Below are 22,561 nucleotides of genomic sequence, written 5' to 3'. Positions count from 1 at the left end.
GGGCGCCGCCTGAGCGGGGGCCGGCGGCGCGCCGAACGAAGGTGCCGGCGCGGCGGCCTGCGGGGGCGGGGCGAAGGCCGGCGCCTGGGACTGGGCGGGGACGGCGGGCTGCTGGGGCGCGGCCTCGGGCTCCTCCTCGGCGACCTCGCCGCCGAAGTTCTTCAGCAGCGCGTCGAGGCCGCCGTCGAAGCCCTGGCCGACCGCGGCGAACCGCCAGACGTCCTTCAAATACAGGTCGCCCACCATGACGGCACGCTCGGTGGAGAACTCGCTGCCGTCGAAGGAGTACCGGGCCACTTCCTCGCCACCGGCAACGATTCGGAGGTAGCCCGGGGCGATCTGCGACATCTGGCCGGCACCGTCGATCGTCGCCGTGAACGACAGCTTCTGGATCTGCGACGGAATCTGGTCGAGCGTGACCCGGAACGACTCCGTGTCGCCCGACTGCGCTCCCAGCAGCTGGATGGAGTCCTCGGGGGACTTCGGCTGGTTGAAGAAGATGAAGTACCGGTCGTCCGAGAGCCGTTCGTCGGCGTCGAGGCCGAAGCAGCTGATGTCGAAGGTCAGCCCGGGGCCGGAGATCTGCACGCCTACGTACAGATCCGTGCCCGCGGTCAGGTCACTGATCTTGGCCTTGTGGCCGCGTTGGAATTCCCTGGCCATGCGTAACGACCGTCCCCCATCCCGAATACAAGTGCGTCGCGACAGGCTAACGGCAAACTCGGACACCGATGCAGGTTGGTACAGATCCGGTACAAAGACCCGTTCGGGTCGGCGGTCACTCTCCGCGGGCGTCCGGAAGATGCGGCAACCGGTCCGCGGCGACCACGCCTTCGAGATAGCCCTTGGCCCGTTCGGTGCGCGGATAGGCCTCCAGCAACCGCCAGAAACGGGGCCCGTGGCCGGGCACCAGCAGATGCGCGAGCTCATGGAGCAGGACGTAGTCGACGACGTACTCCGGCATGCCCTGGAGCCGGTGCGAGAGCCGGATGCTGCCCTCGGACGGGGTGCACGAGCCCCAGCGGGTGTTCTGGTTGGTGACCCAGCGGACCGAGGCGGGCCGTGCCCGGCCGTCAAAGTACTGGGCCGAGAGCCGCCGGGCGCGCTCGGAGAGCTCGGTATCGCCGAGGACCCGTTTGCTCTCCTGCGCGGCCAGCTTGTCGAGCATGACGCTCACCCAGCGCTGCTCCTCGGCCTCGGACATCCGGGCAGGGATGAGCACGACGGTGCGATCGCCCTCGCGGTACGCGGAGACCGTCCGGCGGCGACGGCTGCTCCTGCGTACCTCGATCGCGCTCGCCCCCGAGCCGCTCGTCGGCTGGCTCGTCGTACTGCGCTGTGGCTTTCCGGCGCTGTGCAGTGGGTCGGCGGGCACGCCCTGACGTTACCCGCTGCACACGGGTGAAGTCCCGACTCCGGGACGGTTCGGTTCCGATCGCCCGCCATGCGTCTGATTTGTACGACGAATGGCCCTCACCTGTGGACAACTTTCGGCACGTGCCGGCCGGGTCCGGGCATGCTGGCACCGCCGCCCGAGCCGCGACCGACCGTCGTCGGGGCTCCGGCGACGGACGGGGACGATCCACGAGGGCTACGGGGGCCTGTCATGCAAGCAGTGGTTCCGCTCGAGCAAACAATGGTTCCGCAGCTGAAGCCCGCGCTCCGGCGCGGCTGGCGCGATCTCAACACCGTGCAGTTCGGGATGACCCCGGCGCACGCGATGACGCTGGGTCCGATGGACACGGCGACGGGCAGCTTCCTCGACCTGCTCAACGGCACGCGCGGTCTCGCGCTGCTCCGGGAGGAGGGACACCGTATGGATCTGCCCGAGGGCCATGTCGACACGCTGGTGGGGCGGCTCGCGCGGGCCGGGCTCGTCGACGACGCGAGGGGCGGCGGGCCGGACGCGGACAGGCTGCGAGGGAAGAAGGAGATCCTCGACCGGCTGGCACCCGACCTGGCGTCCCTCTCGCTGACCACGTCGGAGCCGGGTGACGCGATGAGGCTCCTGGCCGCACGTCGTTCACTGCGCGTGCAGGTCAGGGGGGCCGGCCGGGTGGGCGCGGTGCTGGCCGCACTGCTCTCGGGCGCCGGTGTCGGGGAGGTCGACGTGCGGGACAGCGGGCGGGTCGAGCCGTGGGACGTGGCCCCGGGCGGGCTGCCCGCCTGCTCCGTCGGCGACCGCAGGGACACGGCCGCACGCCGGGCGGTGTCCGCGGCGGCTCCGGGGCGGCCGCCCCGTGGTGGCTCCCGGTCCTCGGCCGGGACGGACGACCCCGGGTTCACCCTGGTGATCCTGGCCCCGCGGGACGACGTCGACGTGCACGCGCCCGCCCCGGCCACCGGCGAGCCCTTCGTCCGGTCCGGCACACCTCATCTGTTCGCCGGTGTGGCCGAGGCGACGGGAGTGGTCGGCCCCCTCGTCCTGCCGGGCGGGACGGGTTGCGCAGGCTGTCTGCACGAGACGCGGACCGACCGCGACCGGGCCTGGCCCCGGCTGGTCGCCCAGTGGCGTTCGGGCAGCAGACAGCAGTCGGCGCGGCCCTGTGACCTGGCACTGGCCACTACGGTCGCCGGCCTCGCGGCCGCACACGCGCTCGCTTTCCTGGACGGCCGCCTCCCGTCGAGCGCGGGCGCCCGCTGGGAGGTCTCGCTGCCCGGTCTGAGCTGGCACGCGCGGCCGGTCTGGCCGCATCCCGCATGTCCGTGCGGGGCCGCGGAGAAAGGTAAGGGAGAACACACCTCCAAGGAGGAGGCTGCGCACGAGACAATGACGGAGCAAGGGTCGTCGGAGGAGTTGTGCCGCGAGGCAACCACGCCACGGCCTGCTGGGACCTGGAGGGCGCATGTCTGATCTTCCCCGGAAGGCGGTCACCCGGACCGCCAAGCTCGCCGCGCTCCCGCTCGGCTTCGCCGGGCGGGCCACCTGGGGACTCGGCAAGCGGATCGTGGGCGAGTCCGCGGAGATCGTCGGCCGCGAGCTGCAGCAGCGCACCGCCGACCAGTTGTTCAAGGTGCTCGGGGAGCTCAAGGGCGGGGCCATGAAGTTCGGCCAGGCCCTGTCCGTCTTCGAGTCGGCGCTCCCCGAGGAGGTTGCCGGCCCCTACCGCGCGGCCCTGACGAAGCTGCAGGAGGCGGCGCCCCCGATGCCGACCCGCACCGTGCACACCGTGCTCGAGGAGCGGCTGGGCGAAGACTGGCGGGAGCTGTTCGCCGAGTTCGACGACAAGCCCTCCGCGGCGGCGTCCATCGGCCAGGTGCACCGGGCCGTGTGGCACGACGGGCGCGAGGTGGCGGTCAAGGTCCAGTACCCGGGGGCCGGCGAGGCCCTGCTGTCCGATCTGACCCAACTGGGCCGCTTCGCCCGTCTGCTGGGGCCTCTCGTCCCCGGGATCGACATCAAGCCGCTCATCGCCGAGCTGCGCGACCGGGTCTCTGAGGAGCTCGACTACGGCCTGGAGGCACAGGCCCAGCAGGCCCATGCGGAGGAGTTCGCGGACGATCCGGATGTCGTGGTCCCGGCCGTGGTCCACCAGAGTGACCAGGTCCTGATCACGGAGTGGATCGACGGTGTGCCTCTGTCGGAGGTGATCTCCGACGGCACCCAGGAGCAGCGCGACCGCGCCGGACAGCTTTTGGCCCGTTTTCTCTTCTCCGGCCCCGCCCGCACCGGCCTGCTGCACGCCGACCCGCACCCGGGCAACTTCCGGCTCCTGCCCGGCGGTCCGAACGGCAAGGATGACTGGCGCCTGGGCGTCCTGGACTTCGGCACGGTCGACCGGCTCCCGGGCGGTCTGCCGGACACCATCGGCACCTGTCTGCGCATGACGCTGGACGGCGAGGCGGAAGCGGTCTACGACCTCCTCCGCGTGGAGGGCTTCGTCAAGGAGTCGATAGAGCTGGACCCCGACGCGGTCCTCGACTACCTCCTGCCGATCATCGAACCGGCCGAGGTCGACGAGTTCACCTTCACCCGCGGCTGGATGCGCAGCCAGGCCGCCCGGATCGCGGATCCCCGCTCCCCCGCCCACCAACTGGGCAAGCAGCTCAACCTCCCTCCGGCATACCTCCTGATACACCGGGTCACCCTGAGCACCATCGGCGTCCTGTGCCAGCTGGGCGCGACCGTCCGGCTGCGCGAGGAACTGGAGGAATGGCTTCCGGGGTTCGTGCCGGAGGAGGACCTGGACGAGGAGGGTTCCGCGGCGGAGGCGTGAACGGTCTTCGTCAGGTGAAGGCGCCCGACGCACAACGCCCCGCGGGGGCCGGTCCGTTCGGACGGACCGGCCCCCGCGGGGGAGAGCTTCCGCCTCCCGGTGAGCTCAGTTCTGCTCGGTTCGGGAGGCCACCGCTTCAGGTGTGGTTCGGATCTACTGCATGACGGCGATGGCGAGCGCACGGCGAGCACGCAGGGAGGCGCGCTCGGCCCGGCGCTGCATCCGGCGGGCGGTCGCCAGGCGGATCGCCCGGCGTTCCTGCTCGGCCTCATGCAGGCGGTCGTGCATATGCGCACGAGCCAGGGCTTCTGGGATGAGTTGCATCTCTCGGGTCCTGTTCTGACGCGTGTCGGACGCGTCGGTGGTGGTGAAGTCTGGGATCGCGGAGCCTGTGGGCTCGCTGGTGGACGGCTTCATCGGGGCCTGCTTCGTGGGGTCGTTCGTGAGGGGGCGGTCGATCGTTCCTGTGATGTTCATGCCGTGACCGGGTTCTTGCGCGGGCGACCACGCGGCCGCTTCCGGGCGACGACGACACCCTGGACGAACAGCTCGCCACCCCAGACGCCCCAGGGCTCACGCCGCTCCTTGGCGCCGGCGAGGCAGGCCTCCATCAGCGGGCAGGTGCGGCAGAGGGACTTGGCGTACTCGACGTCGGCCGGCGACTCGGCGAAGAAGACCTCCGGGTCGTAGGAACGGCAGGGGACGGGTACGCCGAGGTTCTCGATGGCGTCGTCGAGCGCGGTGAGCGCGGTGAGCGGGATCAAGGTGGAGTCCTCCGTGAGGCCGGGCGGGGGGATCGTTTCGGAAGGCGGTACGGACGGGGCGTGCGCTTCGAGTTGCACGGTTCGTCTTCCTCGTCTGTTCGGTCCGGCCCTGTTGGACCGGTAGTCGCTAGGTACCGGGTTCTTTTCTTGTCCCGAGGCCCCTTCGCTCCGCTCCCCCCGTTCGGGGAAAACAGAAGGGCCGCGGATCCCGGGTGGGGTTCCGCGGCCCTGAAGGCGCCGACCTGATCGAGATCAGGCTGGATCACTCCAGGGTTCTGGCCCACGGAAGGCCCACATCAGGTGGTGCTGCGTCGTCTGCTTCCGGAATCCGGCACCGGCCGCCGCAAAGGCATAGGCATGCGCCTGTGCCACTACTGCTTCCAGTGCCTTGGTCGGTCGCTCATTGCGCTCACGGACGGGAAGGACCGCGAGAGACACGGAGGACGCCGGACGTGCGGCAGGAATGCCGGACATACCGGTGCCCAGGTTCGAAACGCCGAGCATGCACGCGGAGACGACCGAGCGATCGGTCATTTTGGCCGGGCTGATGGCCTTGCTGCTGTTGATGCTGATCACTTCAATCGCCTCCTCTCGGCGTCTCTGGGGACGGCAGCGCGAGCCGCTGTCCTACGGATATGCAAGTAGAGCACGGAATCGGGGCCTTCGAGAAGGCCTCCGTCCCCGTGGCTAAGAACCTATGGGGATTGCCGGGGCATGCGCAAACTATTTTTCCGACGAGTTGAAATCAGCCCTCATCCTCTTCTTCCGTAACCTCCCGACCTGCGCAGATGGTCAGGACATCGGCTCCGTAGCGGTTGAGCTTGCGCAGGCCGACGCCCGGGATCCGCGCCAGTTCGTGCTCGTCGTCGGGCACGGTCTCGGCGATCGCCATGAGGGTCTTGTCCGTGAAGACGCAGAAGGCCGGCTGGCCGCTGCGTTGCGCCTGTACGGCACGCCAGTCGCGCAACCGCTCATAGAGCCCCTCGTCCATGTCGGAGGGACAGTCCTCGCAACGCATGAGCTTCATCTCGCCCGCGTCGGTGAGCGTGCGCCCGCACACCCGGCAGCGCGCCGGGGTGCGCTGGGTGCGTCTGGGGGCGGTGCCGACGGCACTCGTGAAGCCGCGCTCGACGCCTCCGGGGCCGCCGCCGGCGGTGCGCCCCGTCGTGGCGGTGGAGCCGGGGCGCAGTCCGTCGAGGAAGCGGCTGGGGCGGCGGTTGGGGCGGCCGCCGGGCGAGCGGGAGAGCGACCAGGAAACGTGGAGGCGCTCGCGGGCGCGGGTGACGCCGACGTAGAGGAGCCGCCGCTCCTCCTCGATCTGCTCGTCGGTCTTCGCGTAGGTGATCGGCATCATGCCCTCGGCGACTCCGACCAGGAACACGGCGTCCCACTCCAGGCCCTTGGCCGAGTGCAGGGAGGCGAGGGTGACGCCCTCGACGGTCGGGGCGTGCTGAGCACTGGCCCGCTCGTCGAGTTCGGCCACGAGGTCGTTCAAAGTGGCGCCGGTTCTCGCGGCGGCGAAGTCCTGCGCCAGGTTCACCAGGGCGGCCAGCGATTCCCAGCGCTCCCTGACGGCCCCGGAGCCAGCCGGAGGCACGGTGGTCCAGCCCTCGCCCGACAGCACGGCACGCACCTGCGAGGGCAGGTCGACGGCGTCGTCCAACCGCGAGTCGTTGCCGCCGAAGCGGGCCGCGCCCCGGAGGTTGACGATGGCCCTGCGTACCTCGGGACGGTCGAAGAACCGCTCGGCGCCGCGCAGCTGGTAGGGCACTGCGGCGTCGGCGAGGGCCTGTTCATAGGTCTCGGACTGGGAGTTGGTGCGGAACAGGATGGCGATCTCGCTGGCTCGGACGCCCGCGTTCATGAGCTCACGGATGCGGCGGGCGGCTCCCTCGGCCTCGGCGGGCTCGTCGGTGTACTCGGTGTAGACGGGCTCGGGGCCGGCCCGGCGCTGGGAGATCAGTTCCAGCCGGTGGTCGGCGGCGCGGCCGCGGGCCTGGGCGAGCAGACCGTTGGCGAGATGGACGACCTGGGGCGTGGAGCGGTAGTCGCGGACCAGTTTGACGACGGTGGCGCCGGGGTGGCGGGTACGGAAGTCGAGAAGATGGTCGGGAGTTGCGCCAGTGAAGGAGTAGATCGTCTGGCTGGCGTCGCCGACGACGCACAGGCTGTCGCGGCGCCCGAGCCACAGCTCCAGCAGGCGCTGCTGAAGGGGGCTGACGTCCTGGTACTCGTCGACGACGAAGTGCTGGTACTGGGAACGGACCTGTTCGGCGATGTCGTGCCGGTCCTGGAGGATGGCGACGGTCAGCAGCAGGACGTCCTCGAAGTCGATGAGGGCGCGATCGCGCTTGAGGTCCTCGTAGGCGGAGTAGAGCTGTGCGATCTCGGCGGCGGCGCGCGGGGTCTCGCGGCCGGCCTTCGCTGCCGCGAGGGCGTAGTCGGACGGAACGGTCTGGGTGACCTTGGACCATTCGATCTCGCCGGTGACGTCCCTGAGCTCGCCCCGATCAAGGCGGATGCGGCAGGCGGCGGCCGCGTCGGCGACGAGCTGGATCTTGCGGTCGACGAGTCGGGGCATGGACCCACCGATGGCTTTCGGCCAGAAGTACTGGAGCTGACGCAGGGCCGCGGAGTGGAACGTGCGCGCCTGGACACCCGCGGCGCCGAGCTGGCGCAATCGCCCGCGCATCTCTCCGGCGGCGCGGTTGGTGAAGGTGACGGCGAGCACGCTGGAGGGCTGGAGGATTCCGGCCCGCACCCCGTAGGCGATGCGGTGGGTGATCGCCCGGGTCTTGCCGGTACCGGCGCCCGCCAGCACGCACACCGGCCCGTGCAGGGCGGTGGCCACCTCGCGCTGCTCGGGATCGAGCCCTTCGAGCACCGCGTCGGCCGAGTCCGGTGTGCGCGGGAAGAGCGTGGAGTGCGTTGCTGCTGTCACACGGCCATGCTGCCAGGTCGGCGGAGACGGGTGAGCCGGTTGTCCACAGGCAGGTAGCCGCAGTCGTACTAATGCGGCAGGCGTCACCTGGCAGGGCACCCGCGCCGGGAATGGCGCTCAGGTCGCGTACGTTCCCTCAACGGACGACCTCTTCCCCGAGCCACCGAAGGAGCGCGTGAGACATGCAGGGCACTGTGACGATGTACAGCACCACATGGTGCGGTTACTGCCAGCGGCTGAAGAAGCAGCTGGACCGCGAGGGCATCGCGTACACCGAGATCAACATCGAGCAGGACCCGGCGTCCGCGGCTTTCGTTGAGAAGGCGAATGGCGGGAACCAGACGGTTCCGACCGTGCTCTTCGCCGACGGTTCGACGCTGACGAACCCCTCGCTTGCGCAGGTCAAGCAGAAGGTCAACGCGTAACACTGCGGCACATCGGCGGTTCCTGAGGCAGCTCAGGAACCGCCTTTTTGTGGTTTGTCCCACACCGCCGTGTAGCGCCACAGCAGTCGGCGCCGGTACCGGCAGCCGGGCAGAAGGCGGCGGGCGGCGCTGCGGGCCTCGCCCCAGTGCACCGTCGAGTCCTCCATGGGCATGCCGGCCGGCGCCCGCTTGCCGCCTCGTCGCCATCTGAGGAAGAGCGACACGGGCAGGCCACCGGCGCTGATCACCCGGTCCAGTGCCGTCCCGTTGTACGCCATCCCGACGATCATCAGCCGTCCGCCGGGGGCCAGCAGCCGGACCAGGCCGTCGACCGCGTCCTCGAAGGGCGCGTGGTGCACTACGGCGACCGCGCTGACGAAGTCGTACCTGCCCTCGGGCAGGGCGGCGCCGTCCAGGTAGTCCGCCTCCAGGAACGTGATGTTCCCGGAGGCGGTCGCCTGCGCCTGCCGGATCATCTCCGGGGAGCGGTCCACACCGGTGACGAACGCGGCCTTCCGGGCCAGCTTGCGGGCGAGCAGCCCGTCACCGCACCCCACGTCCAAGGCCTCGCGACAGCCGGCCGGTACGGCGTCCAGCACCAGGCGGTGGTAGTGGACGTTGTGGTTCCAGTACGGGTCGGGCATACCCGTCCCCTCAGACGAAGCTCCTCGTCGGCAGCGGCTTGCCGTACCAGAGCTCGATCAGACGGGCCGCGATCGAGATGCCGTACGGCGGGAGGACCTCTCCGGCCTCGAAGGCGGCGCCCAGTTCGTCGCGGGAGAACCAGCGGGCCTCATGGATCTCGTCCCCGTCGACATTGATCTCGGTGGAGGTGGCGCGGGCCATGAAGCCGAGCATGAGGCTGGAGGGGAACGGCCAGGGCTGGCTGGCGACGTACTCGACCGGGCCGACGGTGATCCCGGCCTCCTCGAAGACCTCGCGGCGCACCGACTGCTCGATGGACTCGCCGGGCTCGACGAATCCGGCGAGGGTCGAGAAGCGGCCCTCCGGCCAGTGCACCTGGCGGCCGAGCAGGATGCGGTCCTCGTCGTCCGTGACGGCCATGATCACGGCCGGGTCGGTGCGCGGGTAGTGCTCGGCGCCGCAGGCCTGGCAGCGGCGGATGTGACCGGCCGCGGCGATGACGGTGCGCTCGCCGCAGCGGGAGCAGAAGCGGTGCGTCCGCTGCCAGTTCTCCAGGCCGACCGCGTGCACCATCAGGCCCGCCTCGCGTGCGGACAGCAGCAGGCCGGCCTCGCGCAGACCGGCCGGACGCGCGGACTGGTCGATGCGGCCGGGCAGGGCGTCCTTCTGGAGGGCGAAGTAGCGGACGCCCTCCTCGTCGATGCCCAGGAAGTAGCGGTGCGCCTCGGTCAGCGGGGCTTCGAAGGACGGGGTCATGACGAGTTCGGTACGGCCGTCCGCCGTCTCGTCGATCAGGACCTGACCGCCGGAAACCACGAAGCAGCGGGTCGTGGGGTGGCTCCACGCTGCCGCGAGCCAGGCCTCGTCGAGCCGGTGGTGTGCGGCGCGGTCGATGCCGCTGGGGGCGGTGAGCGAGATGGGACGGTCGGCGGTGTGGTCGGTCCAGGTGGTCACGGGTGCTTCCAACTCCCCCGGTGCAGCGGATTGTTTCGGCGAACGGTTCGGCGGGACGTACGTCGGAGGGCGACCGGGTCCGGCGGGGCTTCGCGGTGAGGGGCGCCCCTTTCAGGATGCCCCGCGCGCTGCCGGTCCGGGCGGCGCTGGACGGTCAGGGCGCGTGGCTCCAGTGCTCGGCGAGATCACCCCACAGGTACGCGGCGGTCTCGACGCCCTTGAACAGCAGATCGAGCTCGACCTTCTCGTTCGGCGCGTGCCAGCCGTCGGAGGGGATGGAGATGCCGAGGAACAGCACGGGTGCGCCGAGGACGTCCTGGAGGTCGGCGGCGGGGCCGGAGCCACCTTCGCGGGTGAAGCGGACCGAGCTCTCGAAGGCGCGGCCCAGGGCGCGGACCACGGACTGCAGCGCGGGGTGGTCGAGCGGGGTCAGGCACGGGCGCGTGGCGGGTGCGAAGGTGATCTCGTGCCGGATTCCGGCGGGCACCTGCTCGGTGGCCCAAGCGCGGACGGCCTTCTCGATGTGGTCGGGATCCTGGCCCGCAACCAGACGGAACGACAGCTTCACCATGGCCGACGAGGGGATGATCGTCTTGCTTCCGGGTCCCTGGTAGCCGCCGCCGATGCCGTTGACCTCGGCGGTGGGGCGGGCCCAGATCCGCTCCAGGGTCGTGTGTCCGTACTCGCCGTGGGTGGCGTGCGACTTGGCCGTGCGCAGCCAGTGCTCCTCGTCGAAGGGAAGTTCGGCGAAGAGTTCACGCTCACGATCGGTCAGTTGGACGATGCCGTCGTAGAAGCCGGGGACGGTCACGCGTGCGTGCTCGTCGTGCAGGGCGGCGACCAGCCGGGCGACCGCCGTGGCCGGGTTGGGCACAGCGCCGCCGAAGGCGCCCGAGTGGATGTCCTGGTCGGGGCCGTACAGCCGGATCTCGCACTCGGCGAGGCCGCGCATGCCGGTGCACACGGTGGGGGTGTCCTCGTCCCACATGCTGGTGTCGGAGATGATCACGGCGTCGGCGGCGAGCCGGTGCGTGTGCTCCTCGACGAGGGCGCGGAAGTGGGGTGAGCCGGACTCCTCCTCGCCCTCGATCAGCAGCTTCAGGTTCACGGCGGGGGCGGTGCGGCCGGTGGCGGCGAGGTGGGCGCGGACGCCGAGGGCGTGGAAGAGGACCTGGCCCTTGTCGTCGGCCGCCCCGCGCGCGTAGAGACGGTTGTCGCGGACGACCGGCTCGAACGGGTCGCTGTCCCAGCCGTCCTCGCGGGCGGCGGGCTGTACGTCGTGGTGACCGTAGACGAGGACCGTCGGCGCCGTCGGGTCCTCGGCGGGCCACTCGGCGAAGACGGCGGGCGCGCCCGGAGTCTGCCAGACCTCGACCGTGGGAAACCCGGTCTCCTTGAGCTTGGCAGCGAGCCAGTCGGCACTGCGGCGTACATCGGGGCCGTGGTCGGGCTGCGCCGAGACGGACGGGATGCGCAGCCATTCGGCGAGGTCGTCGAGGAAGGCGGCGCGGTGCTGCTCGATGTACGTACGGACGGCGCTGACGGCACTGTCAACGGGTTGGCTCATGGTCACGAGCCTATCGGCCCGCACCGACATCCTCGGTGGGCGGTTCCTCACAGTGTGCTTGCGCGGAACCGCTCGACCGTCCTCCCGGTTCCTGGTTGAGCAGCCGCTCCAGGGCTGCCCGGCCGGGCAGGTCCTTGGGGCGTACGACGTCTCCGGTACGGACGTAGAGGAAGGCGGCCGTGACGGATTCCACAGGGACGCCCTGCCGCTCGGCCCAGGCCAGCCGGTACACGGCGAGCTGAAGGGGGTCGGCGGTGCGGGTGCGACCGGTCTTCCAGTCGACGATCTCGTACGTCGTCGCGTCCCCGTCGCCGTGTCGGTAGACGGCGTCGATACGGCCCCGGATCACGCGGCCTGCGATGACGAGCTGGAAGGGCGTCTCGACCCGGTAGGGAGTGCGGTGGGCGTACTCGCTGCGCTCGAAGGCGTCCTTGAGGGCTTCCAGGTCGCGTTCGTCGGCGATCTCGGCGTCACTGCCGGGCAGGTCGTCCGGCTCCAGCATGGGCAGGGTCAGGGCTTCGAAGCGGGCTTCGACCCAGGCGTGGAACCTGGTGCCCTGACGTGCGGCGGGTTGCGGGGGGCGCGGCATGGGGCGCGCGAGCTCCTGCGCGAGCCCGTCCGGGTCGCCGGCCAGACGCAGGACCTGGGACGCGGTGAGTGACGCCGGCAGGGGCACGTCGGTGACGGCTTCCCGTGCCCGCAGCAGTTCCCCGGCCAGGGCGTCGAGATCGCGGTCCCAGGAGGCGATGGTGCGGGCTTCCTCGGGGGTGAGCCGGGGGTGCGTGGGAGTCTGCTGCCGGGCGCGCGGACGCTCCTCGGGATGGCTGCGCGGGCCTTCGCCGGGGCCGGGGGGCTCGTCGCCGTCCGGGGCGGTGGCCTGGTGCGGGACGGCCGCGCGGACCGTCGTCCAGGTGTCCCAGTCTGCGGGGTCCTCGGGGAGGGGCTCGTCCTCGGCGTCCACGAAGTCATCCGGGGCGGGTGCTGCGAAGTCCCGCTCCGCGAAGTCCGGCTCCTCGTCATCCGGTGGCGGGGGCCAGTCCGGGTCGTCGTAGGTGTCCGGGTCGTGGGCAACGGCGGGATGGCCGTCCGTGTGGGAGGCGAGGTTCTCCAAATGGCCAAGGACCGTCTCGGCGGCGGCTCGGCGGCGCGCGAGGGCGGCGTCGTCGAGGGGCAGGGGCCAGACCTGGTCGGCGCTCTGTCCGTGCAGGGCGGGGTTCTCGGCGTCCTCGGCAGGTTCGTCGGCCCAGGCCTCGATCTCGCCGTAGCCGGCCGTGCAGTGGTCGGACAGGGCCTTGAGGAAGTCGGACGGTCCTCGGGGCTTCTTCTGTGTCGGTCCCCACCAGTGGCCGGAGCCGAGGAGGAGCGAGCGGGGGCGGGTGAAGGTGACGTAGCCGAGGCGGAGTTCCTCGGTGTGCTGATGGTCCTTCATGGCCTCGTGGAAGGCCTTCATGCCGCGTGAGTCCCAGGAGTCGATGTCGGGCAGGGTGTCGGTGTCGCCTCGCAGCGCGTGCGGCAGCACCTTGCCCTGGGCCGTCCACTTCTCGCGGCCCTGGGTGCTCGGGAAGGTGCCGGTGACCAGGCCGGGGACGGCGACGACATCCCACTCCAGGCCCTTGGACTTGTGCGCGGTGAGCACCTTGACGGTGTTCTCACCGCCTGGCAGTGCGTTGTCGAGGCCCTTCTCGTACTGGGCGGCGGTGCGCAGGAAGCCGAGGAAGGCGAGGAGGGTCGCCTCGTTGTCACCGGCCGCGAACGAGGCGGCGATGTCGAGGAAGTTGGACAGGGTCTCGCGGCGGCGGGCGGCCAACGCGTGCGGGGACGCCGCCAGTTCGACCTCCAGGCCGGTGACGGCGAGGACGCGGTGCAGGACGTCCATCAGGGGGTCGGCGAGCGAGCGGCGAAGGTCGCGCAGTTCGGTGGCCAGGCGCGCGAACCGCACACGCGCGTCCGGCGAGAAGGGCAGCCCGTCGTCGTCCTCGGCGTCGCTGTAAAGGGGTGTCTCCAGGAAGGTCTCCAGAGCGTCGGCGAGCGAGATCACCTCGGCCGGGTCGACCCCCTCGACGGCCTCGGCGAGCCGGCGGTCGGGGTCGTCGTCGCCGTCCACGCGCGTGTACGACACGAGCCGCCGGGCGCGCCGGCCGAGGAGGGCGAGGTCGCGCGGGCCGATGCGCCAGCGCGGGCCGGTCAGCAGGCGGACCAGGGCGGCGTTGGCACCGGGGTCCTGGAGGACCTCGCAGACGGCGACCAGGTCGGCGACCTCGGGCAGATGCAGCAGGCCCGAGAGTCCCACCACCTCGACCGGGACGTCCCGTTCGACGAGGGCGCCCTGGATCTCGGCGAAGTCGGTCGCCGTGCGGCACAGGACGGCGATCTCGCCGGGCTCCTTCCCGGTCCGTACGAGATGGGCGATCGAATCCGCGAGCCAGTCGATCTCCTCGGCGTGGGTGGGCAGGAGGGCGCAGCGCACCATGCCGTCGCGCTCGGCGCCGGGGGCCGGGCGGAGGGCTTCCACGCCCGCGTGCATGGCGCGCAGGGGCTCGGCGAGGCCGTTGGCGAGGTCGAGGAGGCGGCCGCCGCTGCGGCGGTTCTCGCTGAGCGCCTGGCGCGTGGCGGGCCGGCCGTCGGGGTGGGCGAAGTGTTCGGGGAAGTCGTCGAGGTTGGCGACGGAGGCGCCGCGCCAGCCGTAGATGGCCTGGCAGGGGTCGCCGACGGCGGTGACCGGATGGCCGGTGCCGCCGCCGAACAGGCCTGCCAGCAGGACGCGCTGGGCGACCGAGGTGTCCTGGTACTCGTCGAGCAGCACCACCTTGAACTCGTCGCGCAGGATGCGGCCCACCTCCGGGGTCCCCGCGAGGCGTGCGGACAGGGCGATCTGGTCGCCGAAGTCGAGCAGGTCGCGTTCGCGTTTGGCGGCGCGGTAGCGGACGACCAGCTCGGCCAGTTCACGGCGGGCGGCGGCCGTCTCGGGGACCCTGCGCAGGGCGTCGTTGGTGAGCTTGGCGCCCTGCAGGTCGCGCAGCAGTTCGGCGTCGTACGCGCGCAGGCGCTCGGGGGGCACGAGGTGCTCGGCGAGTTCCGCGTCAAGGGTGAGGAGGTCGCTGACGAGGTCGGCGAAGGAGCGGGTCAGGGCAGGGTAGGGGCCGGGGGCCTCGCGCAGTACGCGTGCGGCGAGCTGGTAGCGGGTGGCGTCGGCGAGCAGCCTGGAGGTGGGTTCGAGCCCGATGCGCAGGCCGTGGTCGGTCAGCAGGCGGCCCGCGAAGGCGTGATAGGTGGAGATCACGGGCTCGCCCGGCGGGTTGTCCGGGTCGATGACGTCGGGGTCGGTGACGCCTGCCTTGACGAGTGCCTTGCGGACGCGCTCCGCGAGTTCGCCGGCGGCCTTGTTGGTGAAGGTGAGGCCGAGGACCTGTTCGGGGGCGACCTGGCCGGTGCCGACCAGCCAGACCACGCGGGCCGCCATCACCGTCGTCTTGCCCGAGCCGGCACCGGCCACGATCACCTGCGGGGCGGGCGGCGCGGTGATGCAGGCCGTCTGCTCCGGGGTGAACGGGATACCGAGGAGCTCCTTGAGCTGATCGGGATCGGTGATACGGGCGGGCATGTCGCAGAGGCTAGCGGCGCGCACTGACAACGGAGGACGAATCATCCCGGCGGGCCGGAAGAAGCGCAGGTCAGCACGCGTGGTGCGACTGATCACACCGGCGTGCTCCCCTCACTCCACGATCTGCCGTCCTTCCGGTTGAGCGCTGCACGAGGCCCGGAAGGCGCAATGGGAGCAGTGCTGCCCCGCGTTCGGTGTGAACCGTTCGTCGAGGACCTTCCCCGCCGCCGTGGCGAGCAGATCTCCGACCCACTCCCCTTCCAGCGGTTCCTGCGCCTGCACCTTGGGGAGGGTCTCGCCGCCGTCCCGCTTGGGGGCGCCCTGGCGCAGCTGGACGAGTTCGGCGCCGCCCGGCTCCGGCCGTATGCCGTCGAAGGCCTCGTCGACGGCACCCTCGCGGACGGCGAGCTGGTAGACGGCGAGCTGGGGGTGGCGTTCGACCTCGGCGGAACTCACCGGCTGCTTGCCGGTCTTGAAGTCGACGACATATGCGCGGCCTTCACCGTCGGCCTCCACGCGGTCCATCTGGCCGCGGATGCGCACCGCGACCTCGCCCGCCTCCAGGGTGACGTCGAAGTCGTGCTCGCTGGCCACCGGCGTGCGGCCGGTGCGGTCCATGACGTGCCACTTCAGGAAGCGTTCGAGCGCCACGCGCGCGTTCTCCTTCTCCTGCGCCGACTTCCAGGGCGCGTCGAAGGCGAGCGCGTTCCACACGGAGTCGAGGCGCTCCATGAGGACGTCGAGATCGGCGGGCGTGTGTCCGGAGGCGACCTCGTCGGCGAGGACGTGCACGACGTTGCCGAAGCCCTGGGCGACCGTCGCGGGCGCGTCGGCCTTCACCTCGCGGCCCAGGAACCACTGCAGAGCGCAGGTGTTGGCGAGCTGGTCGAGGGCGCTGCCGGAGAGCACGACGGGCTGGTCGCGGTTACGCAGCGGCACCTTGGACTCGGTCGGCTCGAACATTCCCCACCAGCGGTAGGGATGGGCGGAGGGGACGAGCGGGCGGCCGTCCTCGTCGGCGAGGGCGGCGAGCCGTGCCAGCCTGCGGGCGGCGGCCTGCCTCAGCGTGTCGGAGACGCGTGGGTCGACGGTGGTGGCGCGGAGTTCGGCGACCAGGGCGGCGACGGACAGCGGGCGGCGGGGGCGGCCCGTCACGTCCCTGGGTTCGACGCCGAGTTCGGTCAGGAAACGGGAGGGCTGGTCGCCGTCGTCCGCCGGTGCCTTCACCGCGGTGACCACGAGTCGTTCGCGCGCACGCGTGGCGGCCACGTAGAACAGGCGGCGCTCCTCGGCCAGCAGGGCGCCCGGGGTGAGCGGTTCGGCGAGTCCGTCGCGGCCGATGCGGTCGGCCTCCAGGAGGGAGCCGCGGCGGCGCAGGTCCGGCCACAGGCCCTCCTGGACGCCCGCGACGACGACCAGGCGCCACTCCAGCCCCTTGGAGCGGTGCGCGGTCATCAGGCGGACGGCGTCGGGGCGTACGGCACGCCGGGTGAGGGTGTCGGCGGCGATGTCCTCGGCGTCGATCTCCTCCAGGAAGTTCAGGGCGCCGCGGCCTCCGGTGCGCTCCTCCGCGCGCGCGGCGGTTGCGAACAGAGCGCACACGGCGTCGAGATCACGGTCCGCGTTGCGTCCCGCGGCGCCGCCGCGCCGGGCGGCCCGCTCAAGGCGCCCGGGCCACGGCGTGCCCTCCCACAGGTCCCACAGCGCCTCCTCGGCGCTGCCGCCGTTCGCGAGGCGCTCGCGGGCCTTGGCGAGCAGCGCGCCGAGCCGCTGGGCTCCGCGCGCGTAGGCGGGGTCGTGCACGGCCAGGCGTTCGGGCTCGGCGAGCGCCCGCGCGAGCAGCACGTCGGAGGGCGGCGGCAGGGCGTTGCCCGCGGCCCGCTCCTCGTCCCGCAGGGCACGGCCGAGACGGCGCAGGTCGGCGGCGTCCATACCGGCGAGGGGGGAGGCGAGCAGGGTGAGGGCGGTCTCGGTGTCGAGCCACGAGGTGTCGGACGGCGGTTGGGCCGAGGGGGGCTGCGGCTCGTCGGCGGGGTCCTGCTGCGGCTCGTCGGCGGACACCGACCACGGCTCCTCGGCCGAGCCCTGCTGCGGCTCGTCATGGGACACCGACTGCGGCTGGTCGGCCGAGCCCTGCTCCGGCTCGTCATGGGACACCGACTGCGGCTGGTCGGCCGAGCCCTGCTGCGGCTCGTCATGGGACACCGACTGCGGCTGGTCGGCCGAGCCCTGCTCCGGCTCCTCGGCCGAGCCCCGCCGCGCCTCGTCGGCGAAGTCCTGCCCCGGCTCCTCGTCGGACACCGACCCCGGCTCCTCGGCCACGCCCTGCTGCGGCTCCTCGGCCGCGCCCTGCCCCACCTCCTCGTCGGACACCGACCGCGGCTCGTCGGAAGCGTCGCCCTCCTCAAGCCGTACGGCACCCTCCGCCGCCTCCGCCGTGGCCACCGCTCGCAGCGCCGTCAGCAGCGGCGCCACCGCCGGTTCGTGTCGCAGGGCCAGGTCGTCGCCGTCGATGTCGAGGGGAACTCCGGCCGCTGTGAGAGCGCGCCGGACCGTCGGAATCGTGCGGGATCCCGCGCGCACCAGAACCGCCATCTCGCCCCAGGGGACGCCGTCCTCCAGATGCGCCCGGCGCAGGATGTCCGCGATGTTGTCCAGTTCGGTGCCGGACGTCGGGTACGTGTACACCTCAACGTGTCCCCCGTCCCGGACCGGGGCGAGCTCCCGGTGGGCGCGGACCTTCTCCGCCGGCAGCCGGGTCAGCGGCATGCGCTGGGTCACCAGACGGGTCGCGGCAAGCAGGGCGGCTCCGGAGCGGCGGGAGGTGCGCAGGACCTCGACGGGGGCCGTCCGGCCGTCCGCGCGCGGGAAGGCGTACGGGAAGTCGAGGATGCCGTTGACGTCCGCGCCACGGAACGCGTAGATCGACTGGTCGGGGTCGCCGAAGGCGACGAGGGTGCGGCCACCCCCGGCGAGCGCCTGCAGCAGCCGTACCTGGGCCGGGTCGGTGTCCTGGTACTCGTCGACGAACACGGCGTCGTACTGGGCGGCGAGTCGCTCGGCGACCTCGGGGCGGCGGGCGAGGAGCACCGCGCGGTGGACGAGTTCGGCGTAGTCGAGGACGCCCTGGAGGTCGAGGACGTCGAGGTACTCGGCGAGGAAGGCGGCGGCGGCCTGCCAGTCGGGGCGGCCGCTGCGGCGGGCGAAGGCGTCCAGGGCACCCGGTCCGAGGCCCAGTTCACGGCTGCGGGCGAGGACCGCGCGAACCTCGTCGGCGAAGCCGCGGGTGGTCAGACAGGCGCGCAGTTCGTCCGGCCAGCGCACATGCGCGAGGCCCAGCCGCTCCAGGTCGGGCTGGGCGGCGAGCAGTTCGCGTACGGTCACGTCCTGCTCGGGTCCCGACAGCAGCCGCAGCGGCTCCACGAACAGGTCACTGTCCTGGTGGGCGCGGACCAGGGCGTAGCAGAACGAGTGGAAGGTGGTCGCCTGCGGCGCGCGCGCCGCTCCTATGCGCAGCGCCATGCGGTCGCGCAGCTCGACGGCCGCCTTGCGGCTGAACGTCAGCACGAGCACGCGCGCGGGGTCCCCTCCACGGGCGATTCGTGAGGCGACCGACTCGACGAGCGTGGTGGTCTTCCCGGTACCCGGACCTGCAAGAACGAGCAAAGGGCCGCTGCCGTGCTCAACCACGGCGCGCTGTGCGGCGTCCAGACGAGGGGGATCCATCCGGGCCGGCGGGGTACGGACCAGTCGGTAAGCGCCACGGGTCCCCTGTCGCACCGCGGAGTGCGACAGACGCCTGGTGGAGGAAGAGGAGCTCACGTGGTTCGCCGGTCCTGGTGGGTGTGCTGTTGGGCGGCCCCCCGCGCGTGGAGGGCGGTGGACGGGGGGTGAGGGGGACGCGTGCCGCCGACGCTACGCCGACGCCGAGTACGGAAGCAGGACTTCCGCTTCTTCCCGCGCGACCCATGCGGCCCACGCGACCCGTACGTCCCTCACCCCACGAACGTACGGCATGCCACGGACGTGCCCTGTTTCCCCCGTACGGGTCTCAGGGTGTCCCCGGGCCCGCGGGATGGCGGAAGCTGTCAGGTGTGACCCTCCGCCGGATCGCCGCCGTCCCAGCGCGCCCGTCTCATGTCGAGGCGCGGCAGATGGTTCCCGGCGGCCCTGCTCGCCTCCTTCAGGGGCGTGCCCTCGGCGCGGTAGTGGCCGAGCGCCCGCAGTTCGTGCCCGGGAAGCAGGACGCCGTCCGAGCGGACGACACGCCACCACGGGACGGCTCCGCCGTACAGGGCCATGACCCGGCCGACCTGACGGGGGCCGCCCTCCTCCAGCCACTCGGCGACGTCGCCGTACGTCATGACGCGCCCCGGCGGAATGCGTTCGGCGACGTCGAGGACCCGCTCGGCGTACTCCGGCAGCGTGTCCGCGTACTCCAGGTGGGCATCCCGAGGAAGGCTCTGCTCGCTCATCCGCCCCATCCTGCCCCACCCCACCGACAATGTGACGGGCTCGCGACTGTGCGTATCCCTCGCTCAGGGACAGCGCTTCGGGCAGACTGTGCGCCCCCGCATGTGCACCCTGACGCCCCCGCGTGTCGGTGGGGCATGCCACCATCGTGCGGGCGGTGACTGGTGATACGAGATCAAGAAGAGACGATGAAGCCACAGGGTGTGCACCCGGAGGGCGCCGAGAGCACCTCTGACGCTTCGTCGCGCCCCGACACCGCCGACGCGGACGGCAAGGGCACCGACGCCTGCGTCGAGGAGGTGCACGCCGACGAGGTCGAGCGCGACGAACCGCTGCTTCCCGCGCGCGTGCACCGGCCCTCCGACCTCATGCGACTGCTGGTCGGCGTGCTGGCCGTCGTCGTCCTGCTCGCGATCGCCGCGTTCGCGCACGGCACCACCTCCGGCCTCGAACAGGACATCAACAAGGGCACCGGCCAGGCACCCGACCTGCTCATCAAGATCGCCGGTCTCGCCTCCAGCATCGCGATCCTCCTCGTCCCGGTCGCGTTCGCGATCGAACGGCTGATCAAGCGCGACGGACTGCGGATCGCCGACGGCGTGCTCGCCGCGGTCCTCGCCCACGGTGTGACTCTCGCCACCGACCTGTGGGTCGCCAAGGCCGCCCCGGGCTCGATCCAGGAGGCACTCACCCAGCCCTCCCCCGGCGACATCCACGCCCTCACCGACCCGGTCCACGGCTATCTCGCGCCCGTCATCGCCTATATGACGGCCGTCGGCATGTCCCGCAGGCCGCGCTGGCGGGCGGTGCTGTGGATCGTGCTCATGCTCGACGCGTTCTCGATGCTCGTCACCGGCTACACCACACCGTTCTCGATCATCCTGACGGTTCTGATCGGCTGGACGGTCGCCTACGGGACGCTGTACGCGGTCGGCTCGCCCAATGTCCGGCCCACCGGGCAGACGCTGATCGCGGGCCTCAGCACCGTCGGCTTCCACCCGGTCAGCGCGGCCCGCGAGGAGGCCTCGGAGACCGCGGAGAACAGTGACCGCGGCCGGCGCTACTTCGTCACCCTGGAGGACGGCCCCCCGCTGGATGTGACGGTCGTCGACCGGGAGCAGCAGGCGCAGGGCTTCTTCTACCGCGTGTGGCGCAATCTCACACTGCGCGGCTTCGCCACCCGCAGCAGCCTCCAGTCGCTCAGACAGGCGCTGGAGCAGGAGGCGCTGCTGGCCTACGCGGCCATCGCGGCCGGTGCCAACGCGCCCAAGCTGATCGCCACCTCCGAGCTCGGTCCCGATGCCGTGATGCTGGTGTACGAACACACCGGCGGACGCACGCTCGAGTCACTGGCCGAGGAAGAAATCACCGACGAGCTGCTGCGCAACACCTGGCGTCAGGTGCAGGCGCTGCAGTCGCGGCGTATCGCGCACCGCAGGCTCGCGGGTGACGCGATCCTGGTGGATCGTTCCGGTGCGGTGATCCTCACCGATCTTCGTGGCGGCGAGATCGCGGCCAGCACCCTGCTGCTGCGCATGGACGTCGCCCAGCTGGTGACGACGCTGGGGCTGCTGGCCGGCGCGGAGCGTGCGGTGGCCTCGGCGGTCAGCATCCTCGGCCCCGACGCCGTGGCCGACTGTCTGCCGATGCTGCAGCCCATCGCGCTGACGCGCTCCACGCGCGCGACACTGCGCAGACTGGCGCGGGAGCGGGCCCAGCGCGAGCGTGAGGCGGTCCTCGACGCGTCCCATCAGGCCAAGCAGGCCCGTCTGGAGGAGGCGCCGGGGGACGCAGGACCCGTACTCGAGAAGCCCGACAAGAAGACCGTGAAGGCGGAAGCGCGGGCCGAGAAGCGGGCCATCGACGAGGCCATCGAAGAGGCGCGCGAGGAGGACCTGCTGACGCAGATCCGCCACCAGGTGCTGCTGATCAGGCCACAGGCACCGGTCGAACCGGCCCGCCTGGAGCGGGTGAAACCGCGCACGCTGATCAGTTTCATCGCGGGTGCCATCGGCGCGTACTTCCTGCTGACGCAGCTCACCCACATCGAGTTCGGGCCGCTCGTCGCCAACGCCGAGTGGGGCTGGGTCGCGGCCGCCGTGCTGTTCTCGGCGTGCAGCTACTTCGCCGCGGCCATGGCTCTGCTGGGCTTCGTGCCCGAGCGGGTGGGGTTCCTGCGGACGGTCGCGGCCCAGGTCGCCGGTTCGTTCGTGAAGATCGTCGCGCCGGCCGCGGTCGGCGGTGTGGCACTGAACACGCGCTTCCTGCAACGCCAGGGCGTGCGGCCGGGGCTCGCGGTGGCGAGTGTCGGCGCCTCGCAGCTGTTCGGGCTCGGCTGCCACATCCTGATGCTGCTGTCCTTCGGCTATCTGACCGGTACGGAGAAGACGCCGTCGCTGTCGCCGTCCCGGACGGTCATCGCGGGTCTGCTGACGGTGGCGGTGCTCGTGCTCGTGGTCACCTCGGTGCCGTTCCTCAGGAAATTCGTCGTCACGCGCGTGAGGTCGCTGTTCGCGGGTGTCGTGCCGCGCATGCTGGACGTGCTGCAGCGGCCGCAGAAGCTGGTCACCGGCATCGGCGGCATGCTGCTGCTGACGGCGTGCTTCGTGATGTGTCTGGACGCCTCGATCCGCGCCTTCGGCCAGGAGGGGACGTCGCTCAGCATCGCCAGCGTCGCCGTCGTCTTCCTCGCCGGCAACGCGCTCGGGTCGGCGGCCCCGACACCGGGCGGTGTGGGCGCCGTGGAGGCCACTTTGACGGTCGGTCTGATCGCCGTGGGACTCCCCAAGGAGGTCGCCGCCCCGGCCGTCCTGCTGTTCCGTCTCCTGACGCTGTGGCTGCCGGTGCTGCCGGGCTGGCTGGCCTTCAACCAGCTGTCCCGGAAGGGCGCGCTGTAGTGCGTGCCGCCCGAACCGCGGCACGTACCTCGTACGGCTCGCGCCCCGAGCGCGCCCACGCGCGCGACCGCAGGATG

The 22,561-nt window shown here is 71.6% G+C and carries 16 protein-coding genes; 4 read left to right on the top strand and 12 right to left on the bottom strand.

Features of this window, described 5'->3' with window-relative positions:
* A partial coding sequence (locus tag BFN33_RS54960; RefSeq protein WP_256123039.1) for a TerD family protein occupies positions 1-663 on the bottom strand: 663 nt, incomplete at its 3' end.
* Between the two features lie 115 nt (positions 664-778).
* The gene (locus BFN33_RS44200) at positions 779-1,375 is read right to left on the bottom strand and encodes a M48 family metallopeptidase (protein ID WP_079141339.1); all 597 of its coding nucleotides are present in this window, start codon (positions 1,373-1,375) and stop codon (positions 779-781) included.
* 261 nt (positions 1,376-1,636) lie between these two features.
* Between BFN33_RS44200 and BFN33_RS44195 the strand changes: the two genes are divergently transcribed.
* Complete coding sequence (locus BFN33_RS44195; protein ID WP_069765876.1) at positions 1,637-2,854, top strand: TOMM precursor leader peptide-binding protein; 1,218 nt, start codon at positions 1,637-1,639, stop codon at positions 2,852-2,854.
* The gene (locus BFN33_RS44190; protein WP_069765875.1) at positions 2,847-4,217 is read left to right on the top strand and encodes an AarF/ABC1/UbiB kinase family protein; all 1,371 of its coding nucleotides are present in this window, start codon (positions 2,847-2,849) and stop codon (positions 4,215-4,217) included. The genes BFN33_RS44195 and BFN33_RS44190 overlap by 8 nt, the downstream gene beginning before the upstream one ends.
* Before the next feature lie 153 nt (positions 4,218-4,370).
* Here BFN33_RS44190 and BFN33_RS44185 read toward each other — a convergent pair whose 3' ends face one another.
* The 4 genes from BFN33_RS44185 to BFN33_RS44175 form a co-directional block, all read right to left on the bottom strand.
* Positions 4,371-4,694: a hypothetical protein gene (locus tag BFN33_RS44185; RefSeq protein WP_069765874.1), complete on the bottom strand. Its 324-nt coding sequence runs from the start codon at positions 4,692-4,694 to the stop codon at positions 4,371-4,373.
* A complete protein-coding gene (locus tag BFN33_RS44180; protein WP_020119791.1) occupies positions 4,691-5,059 on the bottom strand; it encodes a WhiB family transcriptional regulator in 369 nt (122 codons plus the stop codon). Before BFN33_RS44180 ends, BFN33_RS44185 begins: the two co-directional genes overlap by 4 nt.
* A 174-nt stretch (positions 5,060-5,233) precedes the next feature.
* Positions 5,234-5,557, bottom strand: coding sequence for a hypothetical protein (locus tag BFN33_RS50870; RefSeq protein WP_079141338.1), 324 nt, complete (start codon positions 5,555-5,557; stop codon positions 5,234-5,236).
* Positions 5,558-5,726: 169 nt separating this feature from the next.
* Positions 5,727-7,922 (bottom strand): ATP-dependent DNA helicase UvrD2, encoded by a 2,196-nt coding sequence (locus BFN33_RS44175; protein WP_176742623.1) that lies wholly within the window; start codon positions 7,920-7,922, stop codon positions 5,727-5,729.
* 182 nt (positions 7,923-8,104) lie between these two features.
* On the opposite strand from BFN33_RS44175, the gene BFN33_RS44170 reads away from it, so the two are divergent.
* Positions 8,105-8,347: a mycoredoxin gene (locus BFN33_RS44170; RefSeq protein WP_069765872.1), complete on the top strand. Its 243-nt coding sequence runs from the start codon at positions 8,105-8,107 to the stop codon at positions 8,345-8,347.
* Between the two features lie 32 nt (positions 8,348-8,379).
* On the opposite strand, the gene BFN33_RS44165 is transcribed toward BFN33_RS44170, so the two are convergent.
* The 6 genes from BFN33_RS44165 to BFN33_RS44140 form a co-directional block, all read right to left on the bottom strand.
* Positions 8,380-8,991: a bifunctional 2-polyprenyl-6-hydroxyphenol methylase/3-demethylubiquinol 3-O-methyltransferase UbiG gene (locus BFN33_RS44165; protein ID WP_069765871.1), complete on the bottom strand. Its 612-nt coding sequence runs from the start codon at positions 8,989-8,991 to the stop codon at positions 8,380-8,382.
* Positions 8,992-9,001: 10 nt separating this feature from the next.
* Positions 9,002-9,946: an NAD(+) diphosphatase gene (gene nudC, locus BFN33_RS44160; protein ID WP_069765870.1), complete on the bottom strand. Its 945-nt coding sequence runs from the start codon at positions 9,944-9,946 to the stop codon at positions 9,002-9,004.
* Positions 9,947-10,100: 154 nt separating this feature from the next.
* A complete protein-coding gene (locus BFN33_RS44155; RefSeq protein ID WP_069765952.1) occupies positions 10,101-11,513 on the bottom strand; it encodes a dipeptidase in 1,413 nt (470 codons plus the stop codon).
* A 10-nt stretch (positions 11,514-11,523) separates the two neighbouring features.
* Positions 11,524-15,114 carry an ATP-dependent DNA helicase gene (locus tag BFN33_RS44150; protein ID WP_069765869.1) on the bottom strand — a complete coding sequence of 1,197 codons (3,591 nt, stop codon included), beginning with the start codon at positions 15,112-15,114 and terminating at the stop codon, positions 11,524-11,526.
* A gap of 111 nt (positions 15,115-15,225) precedes the next feature.
* On the bottom strand, positions 15,226-18,840 hold the full coding sequence (locus tag BFN33_RS44145; protein WP_069765868.1) for a UvrD-helicase domain-containing protein: 3,615 nt from the start codon (positions 18,838-18,840) through the stop codon (positions 15,226-15,228).
* A gap of 362 nt (positions 18,841-19,202) precedes the next feature.
* Positions 19,203-19,589 carry an MGMT family protein gene (locus BFN33_RS44140; RefSeq protein ID WP_069765867.1) on the bottom strand — a complete coding sequence of 129 codons (387 nt, stop codon included), beginning with the start codon at positions 19,587-19,589 and terminating at the stop codon, positions 19,203-19,205.
* Positions 19,590-19,775: 186 nt separating this feature from the next.
* Between BFN33_RS44140 and BFN33_RS44135 the strand changes: the two genes are divergently transcribed.
* Positions 19,776-22,484: a lysylphosphatidylglycerol synthase transmembrane domain-containing protein gene (locus tag BFN33_RS44135; RefSeq protein ID WP_069765866.1), complete on the top strand. Its 2,709-nt coding sequence runs from the start codon at positions 19,776-19,778 to the stop codon at positions 22,482-22,484.
* The last annotated feature ends 77 nt before the right edge of the window (positions 22,485-22,561 follow it).

Origin of the sequence: Streptomyces sp. LUP47B (genome assembly GCF_001746295.1) — a bacterium.
Taxonomy (GTDB): Bacteria; Actinomycetota; Actinomycetes; order Streptomycetales; family Streptomycetaceae; genus Streptomyces.
This window is presented reverse-complemented; position numbering and strand designations above follow the sequence as displayed.

Coding starts and splice junctions, on each gene's coding strand:
- BFN33_RS44195 (WP_069765876.1), top strand. CDS start 1,637: ATGGTTCCGCAGCTGAAGCCCGCGCTCCGGCGCGGCTGGCGCGATCTC.
- BFN33_RS44170 (WP_069765872.1), top strand. CDS start 8,105: ATGCAGGGCACTGTGACGATGTACAGCACCACATGGTGCGGTTACTGC.
- BFN33_RS44190 (WP_069765875.1), top strand. CDS start 2,847: ATGTCTGATCTTCCCCGGAAGGCGGTCACCCGGACCGCCAAGCTCGCC.
- BFN33_RS44185 (WP_069765874.1), bottom strand. CDS start 4,694: ATGAACATCACAGGAACGATCGACCGCCCCCTCACGAACGACCCCACG.
- BFN33_RS44155 (WP_069765952.1), bottom strand. CDS start 11,513: ATGAGCCAACCCGTTGACAGTGCCGTCAGCGCCGTCCGTACGTACATC.
- BFN33_RS44145 (WP_069765868.1), bottom strand. CDS start 18,840: ATGGATCCCCCTCGTCTGGACGCCGCACAGCGCGCCGTGGTTGAGCAC.
- BFN33_RS44135 (WP_069765866.1), top strand. CDS start 19,776: ATGAAGCCACAGGGTGTGCACCCGGAGGGCGCCGAGAGCACCTCTGAC.
- BFN33_RS44150 (WP_069765869.1), bottom strand. CDS start 15,114: ATGCCCGCCCGTATCACCGATCCCGATCAGCTCAAGGAGCTCCTCGGT.
- BFN33_RS44165 (WP_069765871.1), bottom strand. CDS start 8,991: ATGCCCGACCCGTACTGGAACCACAACGTCCACTACCACCGCCTGGTG.
- BFN33_RS44140 (WP_069765867.1), bottom strand. CDS start 19,589: ATGAGCGAGCAGAGCCTTCCTCGGGATGCCCACCTGGAGTACGCGGAC.